A 19,795-nucleotide genomic window follows, 5' to 3' on the forward strand; every position below is an offset into this window, starting at 1 on the left:
GCTGCGCCCTCCAAAACGCTTCTGGTTATTCTAAAATGCTAAGCTCTTTTATATAAGGCTTGAACCATATCAGCGCTCATTTGACTCACAGAAGCGAATGTGTTTCTAATTAAAGAGTTTTGAAGGCTCTCCTCTAAATAAGCGGAGGATTTACTAGTTGGTTGAGATGTCTCAGCCTTCTGCACAGGCGTTGTTTGTTTTACATTAACCTGCTTATCCTTAACAGCAATATCTTGCGTAATGCCCTCTTTTGCGTAATAAGCGTTCATTTCCTTTTCGATTGAGGTTGCTACTTTAGCGATCTCAGGTTCACGGTAAGCTTTCGCTGCTGCGATAGCCTTCTGAGCAAGGTCCGGATTTTCTTTCATATATGGATTTGCGTACCATTCATTTTGTTCAAACCTACCGTCACTAGCTACAGTTGGATTGTTCCATTTACTGTCGAACCATTCATTGGTTGGTTCTTCCACCCCATACTCCGCTGCATGGCCTGCATTGCTATTTAAGCCTAGCACATAAGGGGTCACCCCTGGAGCTTGTTTAAACTCTTCTATAGACTCATTTACACGCTCTTTCCATGACTCTACAGCATCCTGATCTCCTTCTGCCTTTGCTTCCTTAAGAGCGCTCATACGAGACTCAATTAAATTACCCCAATAAGTTTTGTTCTCCGTTAGTACACCGCCTTTAAGATCGTACCAGGCCGGGTGTTGTTTGGCTTGGAAGTTATCGTATGTAGACCAATCGTTTGAGTTGATGGCGGATGCGATTAGAGAGTTTTGATGTTTATTTAGATCGTGTAAGGGGTTTATAGCTCTTTTAGCTGTTTCCATTGTTGAGGACCAGTTTTTTGGGTCTTTTAGTTTATGGTTATATGTAAAACTTGAAGACCTATTTAATGAGTTAATTAAAGGCATTTGCACATAGTTCACTCCTTACGTTCAGGACATTTTAAATTTATTGTTTATGTGTCCATTTAGAAAAATGACCTGTAGACAATTTTGTCTACAGGTCAGTAATAGTAACTTTTATTGAATAGTTAATTCTACTGTTGCATCAGATTCTGTTCCTGCTACCTCAGTAAGTCTAACGTCATTTCCATTTGCATCAGCAGTATAACGAGTAGAAACTGTTGGATTAGCATTCAAAGAAGCGATAATACGGTCTCTAACCTCTGCTACTGTCTCGTCCGTGGCTAATAATGTAACATTTACGGATTGGTCAAACCCATCAGTATTTGTTACTTGAGCAGTAATAGATTGATTAGTACCTGTAAGGTTGCCTTGAAGTACTTCTGTATTAAATACTCCCGCAACAGGATCTACACCATCAGCAAGCTCATTAGAGCCAGCAAAGGTTACCCCAGTACTATCTGGATCTGTGCTAGTTAGAGTAAATGTAGACTCGTTTGAATAGTTACCCTCATCCTGTGTCAACACAACTGTATCATTATTAGTTGTTGCAGTATATAAAGGGCTAAGTGTAGCGTCAGCATTGATTGCATCAGCAACTTTGTTAGCAACAACAGATGGAGAATCACCTGTCACAATATTTGGAACTGTAGTGCTACCAACTGGACCATTATCATTTGTTACAGTTACTGAGAAGTTAGAAGAGTTAGCACTTGCTCCTGCTGTAATTTGGTTTGTTAGTGATTCTGCAGAACCTTCTGTACCTACAGTAGTATCATTAGTAGAGCCAAGGGAAGCCCCGAAACTTAATGTAGTTGATGAATCATCAATTGTAGAAGGCGTTGCAACATCATTACCTGCTAAGTCCTCAAGAGGAGAAACACTTCCTTCTCTATAAGTAACTTCACCAATGTCAGAACTAGCAAAAGTACCTGCTGGGAATGTTAATGTTACAGTGTTTCCACTAATTGAAGCCGATGTAGCATTGTTGACATCTGCTGTTGTAGTATCATCATCTTCGTCTACAGAAAACTGGCTTGCTAAATTCGCTGCAGTTGCTGACGAAGTTACAGTTTCATCGAAAGTAACTTCAAGTGTTTGGTTGTCTGTAGCATTTGCTGATAACATTGTTGGAATTGTTGAATCAACTGGATCAGTATTGCTAACAATCTCAAACTCTTTACGGTCACCATCTTTACGATAAGTTACTGTATCCCCCTCAGAAAGTTGCTGCTCAAAGTACGCTTCAGAAACAGAACTCTCAGAATCTGTTGTAAATAGAACTCCATCAGTGTAATCGAATGATTCAACATCACCATTAATATTTAACTCGAATGTGTTAGCATCTTCGTCAAGGTTCATTACTGTACCAGTGAATAAAGTAGTTTCTGGCTCACCAGCAAAGTCAGCTTCAATTACTTGAGCAGGAACTAGACGTAGGTTCTCTTCACGGTTATCGCTTGAGAAGTCATCTTCAGTTACCCCTGTTGCACGTACGGATACAGAAGCACCTTCGGCGCCAGTGATACTAAATGTATCTTTGCCAGATGCGATGTTTTTGTTAAGTGTTAAAGATCCACCAACTTCGATAGTTGTGCCATATGCAATAGCATCGCCTTCACCGTCTTCATAACCATAACCATCAACGCTTACTGGTTCGCTACCAGTATTTCTTACAACGTAAGTTACGTCATATGGTACGTCATTAAGAGTCATACCACTTTGGTTAACTGGATTGAATGTAACGTTTAGAGGAGCATTTTCAAGAGTTACATCTGTACCGTCTTTACCATCTACTCCTAGGATAGCGCCAACTACACGTTCTTGTTCGAAGTTTGTAGTTTCAGCAATTAGGCGTGGTTCACCTGACTCTAATACACCAGATTGAGTGTTTTGAGCGTTGTTTTGGTCGATCCAAACGATTGGAGTAGCAACTTCATCGTCTTCACCGTATACAACGAATTCTGCTTTACCTTCATCATTTAACTTCAACTGAATTTCAGCATCGTTACGACCATTTAGGATTGTACCTAGTAAGTCATCACTATCTACTGTTTTAATGTCAGCATCCGTGTTTGTAGAACGAAGATCGTCAATATCTTCTTGAAGCGCTACGTTTACAATTCCACCATCGTAAGCTTCGCCATCTTCGTCAGTTACTGTAACAGAGTACTTACGACCATTGTCATAACCCGCTGCTGCTTCGTCTTCGTCACTAACAAGGTTTAATGAAGCTGTAAGGTCTTCGCCTTCAACAGTGAATTCATTAGTTTCTTGTGCGCCAGAGAATGTTACTTTACTAGCAATAGCTTGAAGCTCAGTAGCATCCCAACGAGCTTGGTCTAAGTCGTCGCGGTCAGAGTTAAGGAATACAACTGGTGTAACAGAAGTGTTTGTACCACTTACAGAGAATGTAGCTTCACCGTTAGCATCTGTTTCAACGATAACGCCATTTTCTTCTCCATCAGTTGTTTGGTAAGGAGTAGCAACGTTTCCGTAGCTTGGATCTCCAACTACTGCATTTGTTACGTCAGAAGGTTTAACATTTACATTCTCAAGGAACGTAACGTTAAGTTCTTCGTTTGATACAGGCTCTCCAGTTTCAGGATCAAGATACTTAACTGTGTAAGTTTTCTCTTCACCGTTCGCTAGTGTGCTGTCAGCTTCGTCTTCAGATACTGTAAGGATGTTATCAACACCCCAGTAAACTTTAGCGTTGTCACGAACTGCTGGAGCAGTTGTAGGGTAAACCGCTACGTTATCTACACCATCGTTGTATTGAGTGTAAGAGTATTCAGCAATACCGTCTTCGTTTGTGTAAACTTCGAATTTGTGGTCTTCGTTAAGGCTGTCTGTTGGAGCGTCAACGTTGAATGTTACAGGGATTCCTGCTTCTTTTACGCCAACATCAGCTTTAAGAGTAACCTCTTTACCAACTACAGACTGTTTAGATTCTGAAACAAAGTCGATTGCATCAGGTACTACAGCTGAAACAGTTTCGAATGAACCTAGAACTTCGTCGTCTGCCATAACTGTGTATTCTTGACCAGCTTCGTGAGCTTCCGTAGTTAGGTATACAACGCGATCGTCAGTTTGTTTTACAACTGCGTTTTCGATTGTAAGACCTTCAATTGAGAAGTCAATTGCGTCTACATCGCTTACTGGCTCAACGAATTTCACTTCTACAGTAGTATTGTTAATCGCACTTACCGATTCAACATCAAGGTTAACACCAAGACCCCACTCAGCAAGCATGTCGTCCGATACCATAGCGTCTTCATCATCAGCAAGCATGTCGATGATTTCAGAAAGATCGCTATCTGGGTTATCTAAAGTAGCGTCTACAAGTGCTTCGTAAGTGTAGTATACTTCGTCAGAGCTAACTGCTTTGATTGTACCTGCTTCTTCACCATCTAGAAGCATGTTTACGAACTCTTCGTAAGTAATTACGCTAACTTCACCGTTTTTCTCTACTACAAGATTGTCAACAGCTGTTTCTGCTGCGTCAACTGTTTGTGGTGCAACACCGGCTACTGCTGGTACTGCTAATGCTGTTGCTAAAGCCGCTGATGACATAACTTTAAATTGGCTCTTTTTCATTATGAAAGTTCCTCCTCTTAATCTTTAAGAAAGTTTTTTATATCTTTATTAATCTATTGAAATGACTTCCGGTACCACTGGTTCTGGTTGTTCACCGTCTGGGTTTGGAAGGCCATTGTCAAAGTTTGTGACGAGTTCATATGAATCTACAACACTACCGTCAAGCGTATTGCTAGAGTCGTTTGATAGATTGTCCAATAGTGCCAATGGATTCTCATCAGGCTGGTCAAAAACAGCCGTTACAAACGGTTCATATTTCACGTAAGCGTCACTATCTAGACCTACAGCTTCAATTGTAGGCTGTTCATTTGAAACGAAGTCGTACAATCCACCGTCCTGGTCGATCAAGGCGTTTGTGAACTGCTCGTACGAAACGAGGAACGTATCTCCGTCAAAAGAATAAACTAAATGTTCGATATTGGATTCTGCGGCATCAACTGTCGAGTGAATAGCTGGAGCGATAACAACGGCTGATGTAAGTGCTGATGCGGCCACCCACTTTGTTAGATGCTTCATCGAATTCACCCTTTATGGCTTAGAAACTACAGTAGCTTCTTTAAGCTGAGCTTCAGAATAACCAGAGATCTGGATGTTACGGAAAGAATCACGGCCATCGTCGTAGCTAAGTTCTACTTCTTCACCGTCGATCCAAAGTGCGATTGTGCTGTCAGCAGTTTCGCCATCTAGCTCATCTAGACTTACTTCTACAGCCATTACGCCTGGAAGTGGAGCAGCTACTTTACCGTTAAGTTCAGTTACAGAACCTAATTCTTTAACTTCGCCTGGCTCTTCTTTCTCATAAACAACCCATGCGCCTTCAAGTTCTTCTTTTTCGAAACCAGATACTTGAATATTACGGAAAGCGTCGCGCTCTGCATCGTATTCAAGTTCTACTGTTTCACCATCAACGTCAAGAGTTACAACTGTTTCAGCTGTAGCACCGTCAAGGTTATCAAGAGGAATTTCTACTGCGAATACTCCTGGAAGTGGAGAAGCAATGTTTCCTACTTCAGAAAGCATTGAGTAGTCAGGTCCTTGGTTGTCTTTCCAGATCATCCATGCATTGTAAAGCATTTTAGCGAAGTCGCCACGTTTGATTTCATCATGTGGTTTGAATTCACCGTCTGGGAAACCATCAGCGATATCTAACTCATATACAGCATTGATGTAAGGGTAAAGTTTTGTTTCTTCAAGATCTGTAAATGGAGCATCTTCGTACTTGTCCTCAGATTCAGGTTTAAGTTCGAAAGCTTCAATTACGATTTTAGCCATTTCTGCGCGGTTTAGCTTCATGTCTGAGCCAAACTCAACTTCAGAATAACCATCGAAAATTTCAGCATCGTAAAGTGCTTGAATTTCGTTTTCGATACGTGGAGGAACGTCCTCAAAAGTTGCAGTAAATTTGTCAGCTGCTTCTAAGCCACGAGCGGCGAAGATCATTTCAGCTGCTTCACTACGCTTCAGGCTTTCTTCTGGTCCGAATGTACCATCTCCATAACCAGTGAAAACACCTTCTTCGTATAGTGCGTTAATTTCTTCATAGTGACGAGTGTCCTGATCAACATCTGTGAAATCGTCAGCTGCAGCTGCTGATGCTACTGCTGGCGCTACTGCAGAACCTACTAAAGCTGCAGATGCAGATGCAACCATGAACTTGCGATAAGACTTTGGTTGAAATGCCATTAAAGTTTTTCCTCCCTTTATGTACCTAGTACATATTTATATATCAGGTTCCTGGGATGAGAGTCCCATCCAACAAGAACCCTTTTTCACATTGTTTGTGTAAACTTTTCCAACCCACATAATACTTTTTGAGGTGAAAATTGGTTTACATGGAAATACTCACATTGTAATTCTAACAAATCTATTTCTTTTTTCAACTAATAAATACACATTTTGTCTATTTTATTTCAAAGATAGGTAGATTTGTTACAAATTGACGAAGAATGTAATAGAATTCCTCGTGCAATTATTACAACTTTTCTTACAATAACGTTTCCTAGTATATCATGGTAATTTAGATAATTACAAGAAATATCCACCACTAAATTACATAAAATTTACACCACAATCACTATATCTATGCCAGGTCTCTTTTTCTATGCACATAATTGAAAATGAGCCCTGAGATCAGCCAGAACAGTACGTTAACTTGAGGTATAAAGATCAAGTTATTCGCGAGATTCTGCCCTGCAAATGTTCCACTTCCCACAAATAGACCCACAAGCAATAGTTTCTTCAATAGATCTTCACGGTTTCGGATAAATTGTTTCCCTATAAAGATGTAATAGTAAATATAGATCGCTAAGAAACTTAAGAGACCAATCGTCCCTGTCTCAGAAGCGACTTTCAGATAGGAATTGTGTACCGAGTACTGATCATGTCCAAAATCAAGACTTGGATACCTTGTGACATATTCTTTGTAACGAACGTCATAGTTACCAATACCAACACCAAGGATTGGATAGTCTCTGTACATGAAATATCCTGTCTTCCAAAGGGTTACCCTTGAAACAGCGGTTTTATCTCCGTAACTTTTCTGGCGTTTTTCTTCTTCTGTCTCCTCGTCCCCAGGTTCGCCTTCTACCGGGGCTTCTGAGGAAGGGATTAAGGACTGTACCACATAGATCGCTGACTTTGTGCGGTCCTGTACGTCTGGGAGGTTGTAGACAATGACACCTAGAATAATCGTTGCGATAATCATATGAATCGTAAATAGCTTCTTATAGAACCGTTTTGGCACAAGAAGTGACGTAAATAGAATCGCCATCGCCATAATCATCCATGCCGAACGTGTATAAGTGAAGATTTGGTTAATCACGTAGACAGCAAACAAAGCGAAGAATGCAAGCTGCATTTTCCGATCTTTAAAATAAGCTACAGCAATAAGTAAGAGAATTGGCAAGATAAAGTTAATAAATCCGGCCCAGTAGTTCGGGTTCACCATCGTAGACATAACACGACCGTGCGCTTCTTCAAGAGCATAAAGACCAGCTGTATTCAGGTTCCATTGGAAGGCGTAAGACAGAATGCCCCATACCCCAATAACGGCTAGAACACTTGCTAATGTAATTCCCATCGTTTTGAATTCGTTTCTCGAGAAGCTTACCTTCGTTACGATGTAGAATAGAACAACGTAAGATACGTAGCGAATGATTTCTTTAATACCTGGGAACAGGGATTCAGCTTGTGTTAATGATATAACCTGGATGATAAAGAATAAGCCGAATAAGGCCATAAAGGTTTTCATCGAAAGATCGCTATTTAGTGTGATGCGCTTGGTTTTTAATTCATAAGCAGCAACCACTGTCAGCAACGGGATAAGTACAACTTCCGCTGAGACCGGAATGGGTCCCAGATACACTTTCAATGGAACAAGTGGCATGATGATCAGGTGCAAGAGCACCAGGTAAAATGTTAATGAATGTTTCTGTGCCATGTGTTGGTACACTCCTCTTTTTCTATTTGGCTCTGTTTAAGCTTTGTGTTTTTTATTTTTAAAGTAATGGTGGAAGACCGTAGGTATTGCGGATGTTTCCGTTAGCTTTAGTTTGGCGTAAGGTGGTCCGTGAAATCACTCGCTTTCCGCGGCTAGCTGGGGAGCCTCCTCAGTCGCATTCGCTCCCTCCGGGGTCTCCCCTAGGCTCCTACTGCCGCAGGAGTCTCGCGATTTCCCGAACCACCTCTTCTTTATATGGATCAAACGGAAACATGCCATAAAAGGCGTTTCCACAAAATTCCCGCTTAAGCAGCAGGGCCGTTCGCAAAAACAAAAGGCAGGGGTGTCTGGGGAACGGGGAGACTCCTACGGGAGAAAGAGGTCGACGAGACCCCACAGAGAGCGCTAGCGAACGAGGAGGCTCGACAGCTCGCCCGTGGAAAGCGAGTCGTTCCCCAGACACCCAATCCTCTCATCAAACATAACGGCCCCTATCCCTCACAACATAACAGAGCTTTCTTTACGTCTTACTTAGAGCGCGTGCAAAAAAGAGAAGGGTTCATCCAGACGAAATAGACGAGCCCTTACTCTAAAAGTTTCACGCTTCTAGAAATTTTTTATACATCTTTTTCGTTGCCTCAGCAAGCTGCTCTAGTGAGAAGTTGGTTGAGGCATAGGTATGGAACTTTCGGCCCAGGTCGGCTAGTTCCCCCTGTTGTTTCCTTTCAATCGCTTCAGCGAAAGCGTTCTTTAGGGCTCCTGAATCTTTAATCGGCACGACCCAGCCATAGTCTTTCACCATGTGCTGAACACCTCCGACGTCTGTTGCAATGACGGGGGTGTCTTCCCTGCCTGCTTCAAGAAGAGCTAGTGGGAAGCTTTCGCTATAGGAAGCGAGTAGTCCGACGTCTGAGATTTGGTAAAGGTCAGGTACATCGCTTCTGAAGCCTAGGAACTGAACTTGATTCTCAATTTCTAGTTCCTTGACGCGTTTCTTTAACGCTTCTTCTTCTGGTCCTCCGCCGATAAGGAGGAGTTTGAAGGAAGGGTTGTTTAAGGCTTTGACGGCCCCGAAGACTTCTTCGTGTCCTTTGATCGGGTGGAGACGGGCGACCATGGCGGTGACGAAGTCGTCCTCATTTACGTTCAAGTCTTCACGTGTGAGGGTGCCTTTTGCATAGGACCCCTTTGAGAAATCGATGCCGTTATAAACGGTCGTGATTTTGTCAGCTGGGATGCCTAGTGAGATGAGGTCTTCTTTGAAACGTTCGGAGACCGCAAAAAAATGATCAATCCGGTTGATCGCCCACAGATTGATTTTCGTGAAGATCTTCCCCTTGATTCCGCCCTTTAAGAAATCAAGCTTCGGATCACTATGAATGGTTGTAATCCACGGGATATTGGTCGAACGTTTGATCAAGGCCCCGTACAGATTCGCGCGTGGTCCGTGTGTATGTAAAAGGTCATAGCCTCCGTCTTTCAGGAACCGCTTCAGCTTACTGATGATTCGGAAATCGTAGCGTGAGCTCTGGTCGAGCAGGTGCACATCGATTCCCTTTTGAATCGCCTCGTCATAAAGCACTCCTTTTTGCATAACAAGGAGAGAGACTTCTTGCTTCCGGAACTGAGAAAGCAATGTAATGAGGTGGTTCTTCGATCCGCCCGTTTCCCCGCCGGAGATTAAATGAACGACTCTCATGATGAACCCCCTCCATTACTTTCCTTATACACGCGCTGTTTGAAACTTAAATTTTTGAATATAGCATATAAAAGCGTGGATGCTTTGTTCACTTGCTTGAAGTGCTCGCTGTAGGCGTACTTGCCATACACGGCATCAAAGCGTTTCTTAAATGTTTCATGATCAAGCTGTAAAAACGTCTCGACTGCTTCGACTTTCGTGTTCTCAACGAGCTGAGCTTTATAGCGAGACAGAGCTAAGAAACCATCAAAGTCAATTCGCTGGGATTCAAAGATCTCCACCGCTCGCGTCTTCAGATCAAAGCTCTTCGTAATATCCACCACACAGTTAATCTCCTCTTTCGGAAGAGCTGTATTGATTTCATAGAGTCTCACCAAAGGATCGCGCTTCGTTTGATCAAGCGCATCCCTGAGGAGATGACCCGTTTCAATATGATCGCTATGGCAATCTACGAAGACCGGAGCGTACACAACGTCAGGCTGCACTTCTTCAATCACCTGCTTCAGTCGCTGCTGCAGGGAGTCGGTACTCGCTAGCTCGCCGTCTGGTTCGTCGAAGAAACGAACGTCGTGAAGCCCAAGGAGTTCCTTGACGTTGTACGCTTCATTGCGGCGGCGCTCGATTAGTTCGGATTGACCTAATTCAGAGACGCTTCCGGCTCCGTTTGTTAAGAAGATTACCGTCGCTTCAGCCCCTGCTTCGATATGCTGGCGCAATGTGCCCCCGGCGCCGATTGTTTCATCATCGACGTGTGGCGCAAGCAGCAAGACACGCTCCTCCTCTAGAGGCGCGGTGTTGAGCTGACCTTTATAATAGCGTTCCAATACAAGGTCTGTAATGGGATGGATGATGGGTGAGATTGATTGTAAAATCTTTCGCTTCATAAATGTAATCTCCTTTAACCTAGAACGAATCTATGTCTCCCGGGGTAATGTACCACGCTTCAGGCTGTTGAAGGTGGGCCGTATCGTCTGCAATATCCTTCCCGACTAGAGGCATCGGGCTGTCTTTATGGATAAAGCCGTGTTTCAAAAGCGTTTGGGCAGAGGGGCTCGTCGTAAGCGACCATGTCTGAATGACGTCGACTTGTTTTAACCGAACAGCCGCTTCCTGAAGAAGAACGTCCCAATCCTGTTCTTCTCTCGCCAACCAGTCGACGATGAAGCCGTTCTTATAAGAGCCCTGGTCCTGTATGGAATACGTAAGATAACCCCTTAAGGTGTCATCTTTATAGTAGGCGAATGTGTGGTACGTCTTCTCTGGGTGCTTCTTATAGCGCCAGTTTAAGTAGTCTGCATCCCTAACGAGCTGTGCTTTTGCCTGATGTCTTGTGGCTTCAGCTAGTTCATCAAACGTGTGATCAAACGCTGTAACGTCTTGGATCGTGCCGTTATGGGGTTTGATTTTACGCGTTTGCCATTTCGAGATGACCCCATCAAGTGGGGTAAGCAGCTTCAGGGGAGCGATCTTGCTTGATAGAAGCGCGACTGGTCGCTGCATCAGGACGTATCTCGGCATGTCTGTCATATGAGCTGCCCCTGTATAGCGGAGGAAGAGCTCCTTCGCCTTTTCAGCAGGGAAACCGTACAAGAAGTCGATGCCCTGATCATTTGCGTGTTGTAGTAGTTTCTCGTTTAACTTCTTATATATACCTTTCCCTCGTGCGTCAGGATCGACCATCGTATCAATACGGAGGCCGACGGTGCGACGCTTCCCTTCAATCCATGCATCCCCGATCCAGAGAGAAATGTGACCAAGAATCGCTTCCTCTTCTTCAAAGACTAGAATCCACGGATTAAAGTCGTTCGGATGCTGTAAGAACTTCCACTCCCATACGGAGAGGGAGCGTTCTTTTCCGAATACTTTGGTGAACAGCCCCTGAATCTTTGGTTCATCGCCGGGTTGGTACGTTCTGATTGGCATAAGTGTCATCCTTTACTAAAAGTGCAAAGAGGCTTGACCGCTTGCCAAGCCTCGCTTTTATTTCTTCGTTACGATCTTCCAGAGGAATTTCGGTAAGGCGAGCTGGCGTTTGAATCGTTTCGGATCTGTGGCTAAGCGGTAGAACCATTCCATTCCGACTTTACGAAACGGCGCCGGTGCTCGTTTTACATGCCCGGCATAGACATCAAAGCTTCCGCCAACACCCTGGAACACTTTCACCGGCAGGCGGTCTTTGTTCTCACGAATCCAAAGCTCTTGCTTCGGAGAACCGAGGGCGATAAACATGACGTCTGCTTTCGATTCCTGGATTTGCTGGATTAGGGCTTCCTGATCCTGTACATAGCCATTTGCATGTCCGGCAACTTTAAGCGCTGGATACTTCTCTTGAATGTTGTCGATCGCTTTTGTGACGACTTCTTCTTTTGCCCCATAAAAGAAGACGCTGTAGCCTTCTTTCGCCGAGAGCTTCAGAAGGTGGTCCATCATATCGACGCCAGTGACGCGGGAGCGAACTTGTCCACCGCTTAGGCGGGATGCAAGAAGCACCCCTACTCCGTCTGGGATCTGGAACGTTGAACCGTTGATGAGATCACGAAGGGTCGCATCTTCCTGCGCCTTCATGATCTTCTCCGGGTTCACGGCAATAATCGTGGATTGCTCAAGTCGCTGCACGCGGGTCTTTAATTGCTGAGTGATCTCTTCATATGATAATGGGGAGACTTCTACTCCCATGTATTGTTCATTTTTCATTGATGTATCCCTCTTAGTTTATTGGCTTAAGGCCTGTTAAGTGACCGATCTGGTAAAGGGTCATTCCCTCGTGGTCCGGCACGCAGTTACGTGTATCAAGAACAACAGGTGTCTTCATGTATTGAGCGAAGAGGCTCGGGTCCATTTCTTTAAACTGACGGTGATCAGCCAGGATAAGCGCTGCATCCGCATCTTTTAATGCTTCTTCTACGCTGTGTAACGGGATGTCTGTCATCTCCTGCTTCACGAATGGATCGTGTGCTGCAACCTGGAAGCCTTTTTGATGCGTTTGAAGACGCTTTGTAATCGTGACAGCTGGGCTTTCACGTACATCGTCTACGTTCGCTTTATAAGATAGGCCGAATACGGCTACTTTTGGATTGTCGATATTCTCCGTTAACGTTTCGATCTTCTCAACAACAAATGAAGGCATAGAATCATTTATTTGACGAGACGTCTGCATCAGTGGTGTCACTTCTTCAGCCTTTTCAATAATGAAGTAAGGGTCAACGGCGATACAGTGTCCGCCTACACCTGGTCCTGGCTGCAGGATGTTAACACGTGGGTGCATGTTGGCAAAATTAATGACTTCATGCGCGTTCACATCAAGCTTGTCGGATACTTTAGCTAGTTCATTGGCTAGGGCAATGTTTACGTCACGGAATGTGTTTTCCATTAACTTCGACATTTCCGCTGTAACAGCTGTTGTTTCGTGGATGTCTCCTTTTACAACAAGACGGTACACGTCCGCTGCTTTCTTCGCGCCTTCTGGTGTTAAGCCACCAACGACGCGTGTGTTATGGATTAATTCTTCCATGATCTTACCTGGAATCACACGTTCCGGGCAGTGGGATACGTAAAGGTCGTTGCCTTCAAGGTCCCATCCTGCATCACGAAGAACCGGAGCGACGACGTCATCAATCGTTCTCGGTGGGATCGTTGACTCAACGATGATTGTGTTGCCTTTCTCAAGGACAGGCAGAATCGATTCTGTTGCCTGTGCCACATAGTCCGTATTCGCCGTTTTGTCTTCATAGACAGGTGTTGGCACTGCAATAATGAAGACATCCGCTTTCTGGACTTCTGTTGAGGCTGTTAATCGACCGGATTCAACCGCTTCTTTCACAACTTCAGGCAATCCTGGTTCTTCTATGTGAATGTTTCCTTCGTTTAGCGTATCTACTACTTTCTTATTTACATCAACGCCTACTACATCGTAGCCAGCTTTTGCGAAAACAGCTGACGTTGGAAGGCCGATATAGCCTAGGCCGACTACACAAATTTTTGTCATAACGATCTCTTCTTTCTCCTTTAATATTTGATTAGAGTATAGCAAAGAATTCCAACCCTTGCGAATAGTTATTTCCGTCTGAATTTCGAATCTTTATTTCATTTTCTGACAAAAGGTGCTACTATGAAATTGAGTTTGTAGCAGTAAAGGATTGGAAAGATAACTTATGAAGATTGTTATTTCAGGGTTTTATGGGCTAGGAAATACAGGAGACGAAGCGATTCTTGATAGTATGATTGATAACTTACGATCATCGCTCGATGAGCCTGACCTCACTGTTTTTTCCCTTTCCCCTGACGAAACCGCATCTAAACATTCAGTTACCAGCATATATCGAGGCTGGCGTCATGATTTTAAGAAGAAGGTACGAGCACTTCGTGAAGCTGACCTTCTCCTAAGTGGTGGCGGCGGCTTACTTCAAGATACATATCCTACTCGTATTATTTTCGGACCTCTTCCATATTATTTACTTATTGTGCTATTAGCGAAATTGTGTGGCACGAAAGTAATGTTCTTCTCTCAAGGAGTCGGCCCCGTCACAAGCAAATATGGGAAGCTTCTTATGAGAATGTTCGGGAACTTGGCAGATTTTATTACGGTGCGCGATGATTATTCCAAGAACTACCTTCATGATCTGAAAGTCACCCGTCCAAAGACGGTGGTGACCGCAGATATCGTATTCGCCTATCAGGGCCGTGACGACGATGCTTGTGTTGAATCTCTTCCTATTAAACGGGATGATTCTCTAGTCGGCATCAGCGTACGCCCCTGGTTCGAGGAAACCCGCTATCAGAAAGAGATGGCGCTCTTGGTCGATCGTTTGATCAAGGAGCACGGCGTCACGCCTGTTTTTATTCCGATGGAAGGCGAACACGATGCCTCTGTGTCCCGTACGATTCAAGGGCACATGGAACACGGCGACAAAACGTACGTCTTAGGCACGGATTTCACACCGAACCAATACTTACAGTTTATGAAACATTGCGATACAGTCATCGGCATGCGCCTGCACGCGCTGATCTTTGCAACGCTTGCTTCTGTTCCATACGCAGGGATTAGCTATGATAAAAAGGTTGAGAGTCTCGCGAAACGAACAGGCATGTGGGACTATTCCACAACGCTTGAAGAGTTCACGGCGGATGACCTTTATCCGAAAGTGGCACAGATCCTAGAGAATCATGATGCTCTAAGTGATGAGCTTGATCAAGAGCGAGCCGCACTTCGGGAACAAGCCCTTCAAAACCTCGAGCTTATGAAGAAGCATTTCGTAAAGTAACGGATGCTTCTCCCTCGAGTCGCGGGGATTTTCATTTATAGTTGTATGGCTTACAATGGTCATATGTGAAATTTTAGCTTATCTCGTAACCCTATACATTTTTACTTTGTACATAAATCAACTCGAGATTTTGGTATACTCGGAGGAACATTATGAGAATTTTATTGGCAACGGTATTCAATTACCCCCACACAGGTGGGCTATCAACCCATATGACAACTTTAAAATCGGGGCTTGAGGCTTTAGGACATGACGTTGAGATTTTGTCCTTTAGTGACCTGCCCTATTACAAACAACAATTCTTCGCAAAAGGACCCAGTTTCTTTATGAATCGCATGGTCCCTGGGAAGGGTATTTTGCTTGGGCATAAATTACGCCAGAATATGCTGAAAGACATGATTAAAAAGCAGCATGATCAAAAGCCCTACGATCTTGTGAACGCTCAGGATATCTATGCAACGTTTGCCTCTTTAGAGGCGGGTGTGAATACCGTTACGACCGTGCACGGCTATATGACATTTGAGGCGATTAGCCGCGGATCGATTAAGTCGGACAGTGAGGAAGCGAAGGTCTTACAGGAGAAGGAAACAGAGGCCTACAAGAAGACGCGCCAAGTCATTACGGTCGACTACCGCATTCGAAACTACGTCCGTGACCTTGCTGGTGTGGATGGCATTCGCGTGCACAACTTCATCGACGTGGACCAGTTCCGCCCTCAAACGGACCGGAAACAAGAGTTCCGCAAGAAGTTCGGCTTCAAGGAAGAAGATAAACTCATCTTCATCCCCCGCCGCTTAACGAAGAAAAACGGTGTGATCTATCCTACGAAGGCCCTGTCGCTTATTCAACAATCATTCCCGGAGGCCAAGCTCATCTACGCCGGCAGCGGTGAAGAGGAACAAGCCGTCCGAGACGAAGCAAAAGCAAACGGCACAGAATCCTCTGTCCACTTCCTAGGAGACATCCCTCACGAGGTGATGAAGGATTACTACGCTATGAGCGATATCACGATGGTTCCATCCGTTCACTCAGAAGGCGTCGAAGAAGCAACGTCGATCTCAGCATTAGAAGCCATGGGCAGTGGCGTACCCGTTATCGCCTCAGCCGTAGGTGGCCTAAAAGAAATTGTCGATCACGAAGAAAACGGCCTACTCGTCCCAGAAAAAGACATAACGGCCCTGGCCCAAGCCGTGGAGCGCATACTTTCAACACCCACATTCGGCGAACGCATGGCCCTACAGGCCCGCCTCCTGATCGAACAAGAATATTCTCACGTATCAGCGGCCACATCCTATGCTAGTATTTACGAAAATGTATTGCAGCACGTTTATTAAATAGATGTTTTTCAAGTTCAAGGTTTTAAAGGGTTTCCTGTAGTTGAAGGGTTTTTCTTTCTGCTATATGCGCCCCCTTTTACCGAGGGATTCGTTCTCCTAATTATGTTGGGGGAGGGAGATGGGCGAGACTCCTATGGAAAAACGGACAACCGAGACCCCACAGCGAAGCGAGGAGGCTCGGCCGTTCGTCCATGGAAAGCGAGTGACTCCCCCTCCCCTCTTCCCGCTTATAAAAGTGGGTCCCTACTCGTTGAAAAACAAGTATATGAAGAAAGAAGAAGGTATTCAACATGTCTGGATTAAAGAAAACCGCAATCTGGATTACGATGCTATCGATTTTGTTGAAACTACTTGGGTTTGTAAGGGAGAGCATGATGGCCAGAGAATTTGGTGTAAGCGAAAGCACCGATGGCTTCTTGCTTTCCTTTACTTTTGTCACGCTAATCTTAGCGCTGATTGCGAACGGATTTAATTCCGTCTTCCTCCCCCATTACGTCAAGCATCGTAAAGCAGATGTAGAGAAAGCCGAACGAAATGCCAACAGCATTTTAAACTACACGACGATCTTTTTCCTCGTTGGATCGGTGGCAGCGTATTTCCTCGCTCCTTACATCGTTCCATTTCTGTACGGAGACCGGTCGGCGTTAACGCTAGAAATTACGATTGAGCTCACGCAAGTGTTCTTCATCTTTATGGTCGTCATTGCCTTAAGTGGTGTACTCGAATCGTACCTGCAGGCGCGCCGTATTTTCGTTCCGACTCAGATCTCAAAGATTATGGGTACGCTTATGGCGACTGTGTTCCTTGTTCTGTTCGCAGATCTTTGGGGCATTTACAGTATGGCGTACGGATTTGTGTTTGGTACGTTCCTCGGTGTTGTCATTCAGTTCGTTTCCTTGAAGCGAGGCGGATTTAAATGGATGCCGAGCCTGAAGTTTGATGAAGAGTTCGGGCGTAACTTTTTAATCTTGTTAGCACCCGCCCTTCTCCACTCTTCTGTTGGCCATATTAACGTGTTCGTCAACAAAATGTTCGCAGCCCGTATTGATACAGGGGCCACGACGTATTTAAACAATGCATCCTTACTGATGAGTATTCCGAGTACGATTTTCACAACGACGATTGTTGCGATTATCTTTACACTCCTGTCAGAACAGGCTCAACAGAAGGAAAAGTTTAAAAACACCCTTTATATGGGGTATCAAATTGGGATGATGACGCTGTTGCCGATCGCGGTCGGTACGTTCTTAGTGGGTAAAGCTGCAATTTCCTTCATTTATGAAGGTGGTAAGTTCACACCAGAAGACACAGCGAATACGTACTACGTTCTTCAGCTCTATATTCCGATTATCTTAACGCAGGGTCTCCTTGTCATTGGGGTAAAAGGACTGTACGCGCAGGAGAAAACGAAGAAACTATTAAGCATCAGTTCCACCACGATTATTTTAAACGCGGTGTTAAACTACGCCTTTATTCAGCCGATGGGCTACCCGGGACTTGCTTTATCAAGTTCTGTAGTCGCGGTGTATTACGTCTCAGCCGTTACTTATGCGGTGTATCAGGATTACGACAAGAGCGAGCTTATGCAGATTCCGGCACTCTTCTTTAAAGTGCTGATTCCGACGATTATCATGGCGTTGCCGATTTATCTGATTCAGACGTTGACAGATATTGAGTCGCTCTACGCTCTATGGGAGCTCGTTATTCTCGTTCCGATCGGGATTGTCTTTTATGTGATTGGCCTTTATGTGTTCTACCGTGAAGGCTTCAGGCAGATGATGCGCTTAGTGAAAGATCGTAAGAGTATGAAACAAGGATAAGGAGGGTTAGACGATGAAACGGTGGCGAATCTTAGCCGGACTGATTACATTAGCCGCAGTTGCCGGTTTATGGGTCATTTTCTCCCCTGAACCAGTCGACGGGATGAAAGAAGTGACAGTGGGCGAAGAAGAAACGATCGCCCACATCTTCGGTGATGGTCTTCAGTTTATGGAACAGGATACAGAGAAACATGAATGGGTCGCCGCCCGTGACGTCGTCTATTCCTATGAAGTGTACGCGGGCAACGAGCACATCGGTGAGGTTTCTATCACAGACCGGACGCTCCGTAACGGCGATGAACTTCATTTTTCTTCTTTTGAAAATAAAGGTGATGACACTCACACGGTTACGATTGAGTATCCCCTCTCAGGTGAGATGGAGTTAACTTCTTTTGACGACATCGGTTCAGCGATTGAGCATAAGCATGATTCAACCGTTGGAGTCGACCCGACGACGATTCCAGTCGGATACGGGACGCTCGCTGATGGCAGCTCGGTCTGGCTTGGTCAGCGTTACACTTCTACGGTTTTAACGAAAACCTATGAATCTGGTAAAACGAGCGTTGTACGAGAGTTAGATGAGGAAACCAACCCTTACGAAGTTGAGGACGAACGGTTGAGACAGACACTTGAAGCGAGTGGTGACCAACTAGCCGAAAGCTGGCTGATGCGCTCAGGCGATCCCCTCTTCTCTTCTATAGAAAAGGCGACTGCTTGGGCCGAGGATATGGCTGTCGATTACCGCTGGGCGAAGAAGTGGCTGACGCCGGCTGGTGTGTATCAGAAGGTGCCATGGTCGATTGAACCGGGTACAAAAATGGGCTACGGCCGCGTGATCGGAACCCTACCTCACCAGGATGCTTTATCACGGTATGAGGCAACGGGTGAGCGTTTCTTTGAAAGCATTTCGCTTAATGCGGTGACAACGATTGAAGCGTATCGCGCTGAGAAAGAAACAGAGCTTTGGAAGACGGAGTATACGAGTACGTGGGTAAAAAAAGCTTACGGCATTCACGCTCCTTATACAGATACGCGTCATAATGAAAAGCTTGCTTTATTCTTAATGAATGCAGCAGACGGGCTTGGTATTGAGTCTCTTCAGTCAGAAAGCGTGAAGTACGCGGATTACCTTGTCGCACAGGCTGATGATGGTAATACGATTTCCTTTGGAGACGATGCCTTTCTTGTTGGGGACTATGATGGACCTGGCAAAGAGGAAGTCCCTCACGCATCGCTCAATCACGCACTGGGTGAGTCCGATTATTTGCTGAAGGCGTATGAGCGGACGGGTGATGAGAAGTATTTGAACCTGGCCTACTCGATTCGTCAGGCGATTGAAATGATTGGCACAGAGTGGATTCGTGAAGAAGGCGAGCATGAGGATGACGTCTGGTATCAAGTGAATGAGGATCATACGTTTGAAGGTAATGACTATCAGTTATTAACGTTGGTTGATTTATATAAGAATCAGAAGGCCTGGGCCGAGACAGAGTACGGTGTGAGTGATGTGTATAATACATTGATTGAATCGAAATCGTCTTATCTGGAGCGAACTGGTCTTGATGTTGAGAAAGCTGTGAATGAACGCATCTCCCCTTAGGAGGTGCGTTTTTTTGGTTTGGGTGGTGGGGCTTTAGTGTGGTAGAGAGGTGATGGGTGTCTGACACGGTTTAGTGCTGTAGAGCGTTGGTGTGTGTCTGACACCCTTTAGTGCTGTAGAGGATTGAT

The 19,795-nt window shown here is 44.8% G+C and carries 14 protein-coding genes; 4 read left to right on the top strand and 10 right to left on the bottom strand.

The window, feature by feature from the left end; genetic code table 11:
* Positions 1 to 38: 38 nt before the first annotated feature.
* From QNI29_RS19240 to QNI29_RS19285, 10 genes are all read right to left on the bottom strand, one after another.
* Positions 39 to 833, bottom strand: a complete 795-nt coding sequence (locus QNI29_RS19240; RefSeq protein WP_284526595.1) for a hypothetical protein — start codon at positions 831 to 833, stop codon at positions 39 to 41.
* A gap of 195 nt (positions 834 to 1,028) precedes the next feature.
* Entirely contained in the window at positions 1,029 to 4,511 is a 3,483-nt protein-coding gene (locus QNI29_RS19245) for an autotransporter outer membrane beta-barrel domain-containing protein (protein ID WP_231417780.1), read from the bottom strand.
* Between the two features lie 48 nt (positions 4,512 to 4,559).
* On the bottom strand, positions 4,560 to 5,027 hold the full coding sequence (locus QNI29_RS19250; RefSeq protein ID WP_231417779.1) for a hypothetical protein: 468 nt from the start codon (positions 5,025 to 5,027) through the stop codon (positions 4,560 to 4,562).
* 12 nt (positions 5,028 to 5,039) lie between these two features.
* Positions 5,040 to 6,194, bottom strand: a complete 1,155-nt coding sequence (locus tag QNI29_RS19255) for an S-layer homology domain-containing protein (RefSeq protein ID WP_231417778.1) — start codon at positions 6,192 to 6,194, stop codon at positions 5,040 to 5,042.
* A 397-nt stretch (positions 6,195 to 6,591) separates the two neighbouring features.
* Complete coding sequence (locus QNI29_RS19260) at positions 6,592 to 7,950, bottom strand: O-antigen ligase family protein (RefSeq protein WP_231417777.1); 1,359 nt, start codon at positions 7,948 to 7,950, stop codon at positions 6,592 to 6,594.
* Positions 7,951 to 8,548: 598 nt separating this feature from the next.
* On the bottom strand, positions 8,549 to 9,649 hold the full coding sequence (locus tag QNI29_RS19265; protein WP_231417776.1) for a glycosyltransferase: 1,101 nt from the start codon (positions 9,647 to 9,649) through the stop codon (positions 8,549 to 8,551).
* Complete coding sequence (locus QNI29_RS19270; protein WP_231417775.1) at positions 9,646 to 10,533, bottom strand: PIG-L deacetylase family protein; 888 nt, start codon at positions 10,531 to 10,533, stop codon at positions 9,646 to 9,648. Before QNI29_RS19270 ends, QNI29_RS19265 begins: the two co-directional genes overlap by 4 nt.
* A 19-nt stretch (positions 10,534 to 10,552) precedes the next feature.
* Positions 10,553 to 11,572, bottom strand: coding sequence for a GNAT family N-acetyltransferase (locus QNI29_RS19275; RefSeq protein ID WP_231417774.1), 1,020 nt, complete (start codon positions 11,570 to 11,572; stop codon positions 10,553 to 10,555).
* A gap of 57 nt (positions 11,573 to 11,629) precedes the next feature.
* Positions 11,630 to 12,343: a WecB/TagA/CpsF family glycosyltransferase gene (locus QNI29_RS19280; RefSeq protein WP_231417773.1), complete on the bottom strand. Its 714-nt coding sequence runs from the start codon at positions 12,341 to 12,343 to the stop codon at positions 11,630 to 11,632.
* A 13-nt stretch (positions 12,344 to 12,356) separates the two neighbouring features.
* Positions 12,357 to 13,634, bottom strand: coding sequence for a nucleotide sugar dehydrogenase (locus QNI29_RS19285; protein ID WP_231417772.1), 1,278 nt, complete (start codon positions 13,632 to 13,634; stop codon positions 12,357 to 12,359).
* 166 nt (positions 13,635 to 13,800) lie between these two features.
* Here QNI29_RS19285 and csaB point away from each other — a divergent pair, with 166 nt between their 5' ends.
* From csaB to QNI29_RS19305, 4 genes are all read left to right on the top strand, one after another.
* On the top strand, positions 13,801 to 14,910 hold the full coding sequence (gene csaB / locus QNI29_RS19290; RefSeq protein ID WP_231417771.1) for a polysaccharide pyruvyl transferase CsaB: 1,110 nt from the start codon (positions 13,801 to 13,803) through the stop codon (positions 14,908 to 14,910).
* Between the two features lie 152 nt (positions 14,911 to 15,062).
* Positions 15,063 to 16,244: a glycosyltransferase family 4 protein gene (locus QNI29_RS19295; protein ID WP_231417770.1), complete on the top strand. Its 1,182-nt coding sequence runs from the start codon at positions 15,063 to 15,065 to the stop codon at positions 16,242 to 16,244.
* Between the two features lie 293 nt (positions 16,245 to 16,537).
* The gene (gene murJ / locus QNI29_RS19300; protein WP_231417769.1) at positions 16,538 to 18,067 is read left to right on the top strand and encodes a murein biosynthesis integral membrane protein MurJ; all 1,530 of its coding nucleotides are present in this window, start codon (positions 16,538 to 16,540) and stop codon (positions 18,065 to 18,067) included.
* A gap of 13 nt (positions 18,068 to 18,080) precedes the next feature.
* Positions 18,081 to 19,667, top strand: a complete 1,587-nt coding sequence (locus QNI29_RS19305; protein WP_231417768.1) for a glycoside hydrolase family protein — start codon at positions 18,081 to 18,083, stop codon at positions 19,665 to 19,667.
* Positions 19,668 to 19,795: the final 128 nt, after the last annotated feature.

The sequence above is a fragment of the Pontibacillus chungwhensis genome, assembly GCF_030166655.1.
In the GTDB taxonomy this organism is placed as follows: Bacteria; Bacillota; Bacilli; order Bacillales; family BH030062; genus Pontibacillus.

Coding starts and splice junctions, on each gene's coding strand:
- QNI29_RS19240 (WP_284526595.1), bottom strand. CDS start 833: ATGGAAACAGCTAAAAGAGCTATAAACCCCTTACACGATCTAAATAAA.
- QNI29_RS19245 (WP_231417780.1), bottom strand. CDS start 4,511: ATGAAAAAGAGCCAATTTAAAGTTATGTCATCAGCGGCTTTAGCAACA.
- QNI29_RS19250 (WP_231417779.1), bottom strand. CDS start 5,027: ATGAAGCATCTAACAAAGTGGGTGGCCGCATCAGCACTTACATCAGCC.
- QNI29_RS19255 (WP_231417778.1), bottom strand. CDS start 6,194: ATGGCATTTCAACCAAAGTCTTATCGCAAGTTCATGGTTGCATCTGCA.
- QNI29_RS19260 (WP_231417777.1), bottom strand. CDS start 7,950: ATGGCACAGAAACATTCATTAACATTTTACCTGGTGCTCTTGCACCTG.
- QNI29_RS19265 (WP_231417776.1), bottom strand. CDS start 9,649: ATGAGAGTCGTTCATTTAATCTCCGGCGGGGAAACGGGCGGATCGAAG.
- QNI29_RS19270 (WP_231417775.1), bottom strand. CDS start 10,533: ATGAAGCGAAAGATTTTACAATCAATCTCACCCATCATCCATCCCATT.
- QNI29_RS19275 (WP_231417774.1), bottom strand. CDS start 11,572: ATGCCAATCAGAACGTACCAACCCGGCGATGAACCAAAGATTCAGGGG.
- QNI29_RS19280 (WP_231417773.1), bottom strand. CDS start 12,343: ATGAAAAATGAACAATACATGGGAGTAGAAGTCTCCCCATTATCATAT.
- QNI29_RS19285 (WP_231417772.1), bottom strand. CDS start 13,634: ATGACAAAAATTTGTGTAGTCGGCCTAGGCTATATCGGCCTTCCAACG.
- csaB (WP_231417771.1), top strand. CDS start 13,801: ATGAAGATTGTTATTTCAGGGTTTTATGGGCTAGGAAATACAGGAGAC.
- QNI29_RS19295 (WP_231417770.1), top strand. CDS start 15,063: ATGAGAATTTTATTGGCAACGGTATTCAATTACCCCCACACAGGTGGG.
- murJ (WP_231417769.1), top strand. CDS start 16,538: ATGTCTGGATTAAAGAAAACCGCAATCTGGATTACGATGCTATCGATT.
- QNI29_RS19305 (WP_231417768.1), top strand. CDS start 18,081: ATGAAACGGTGGCGAATCTTAGCCGGACTGATTACATTAGCCGCAGTT.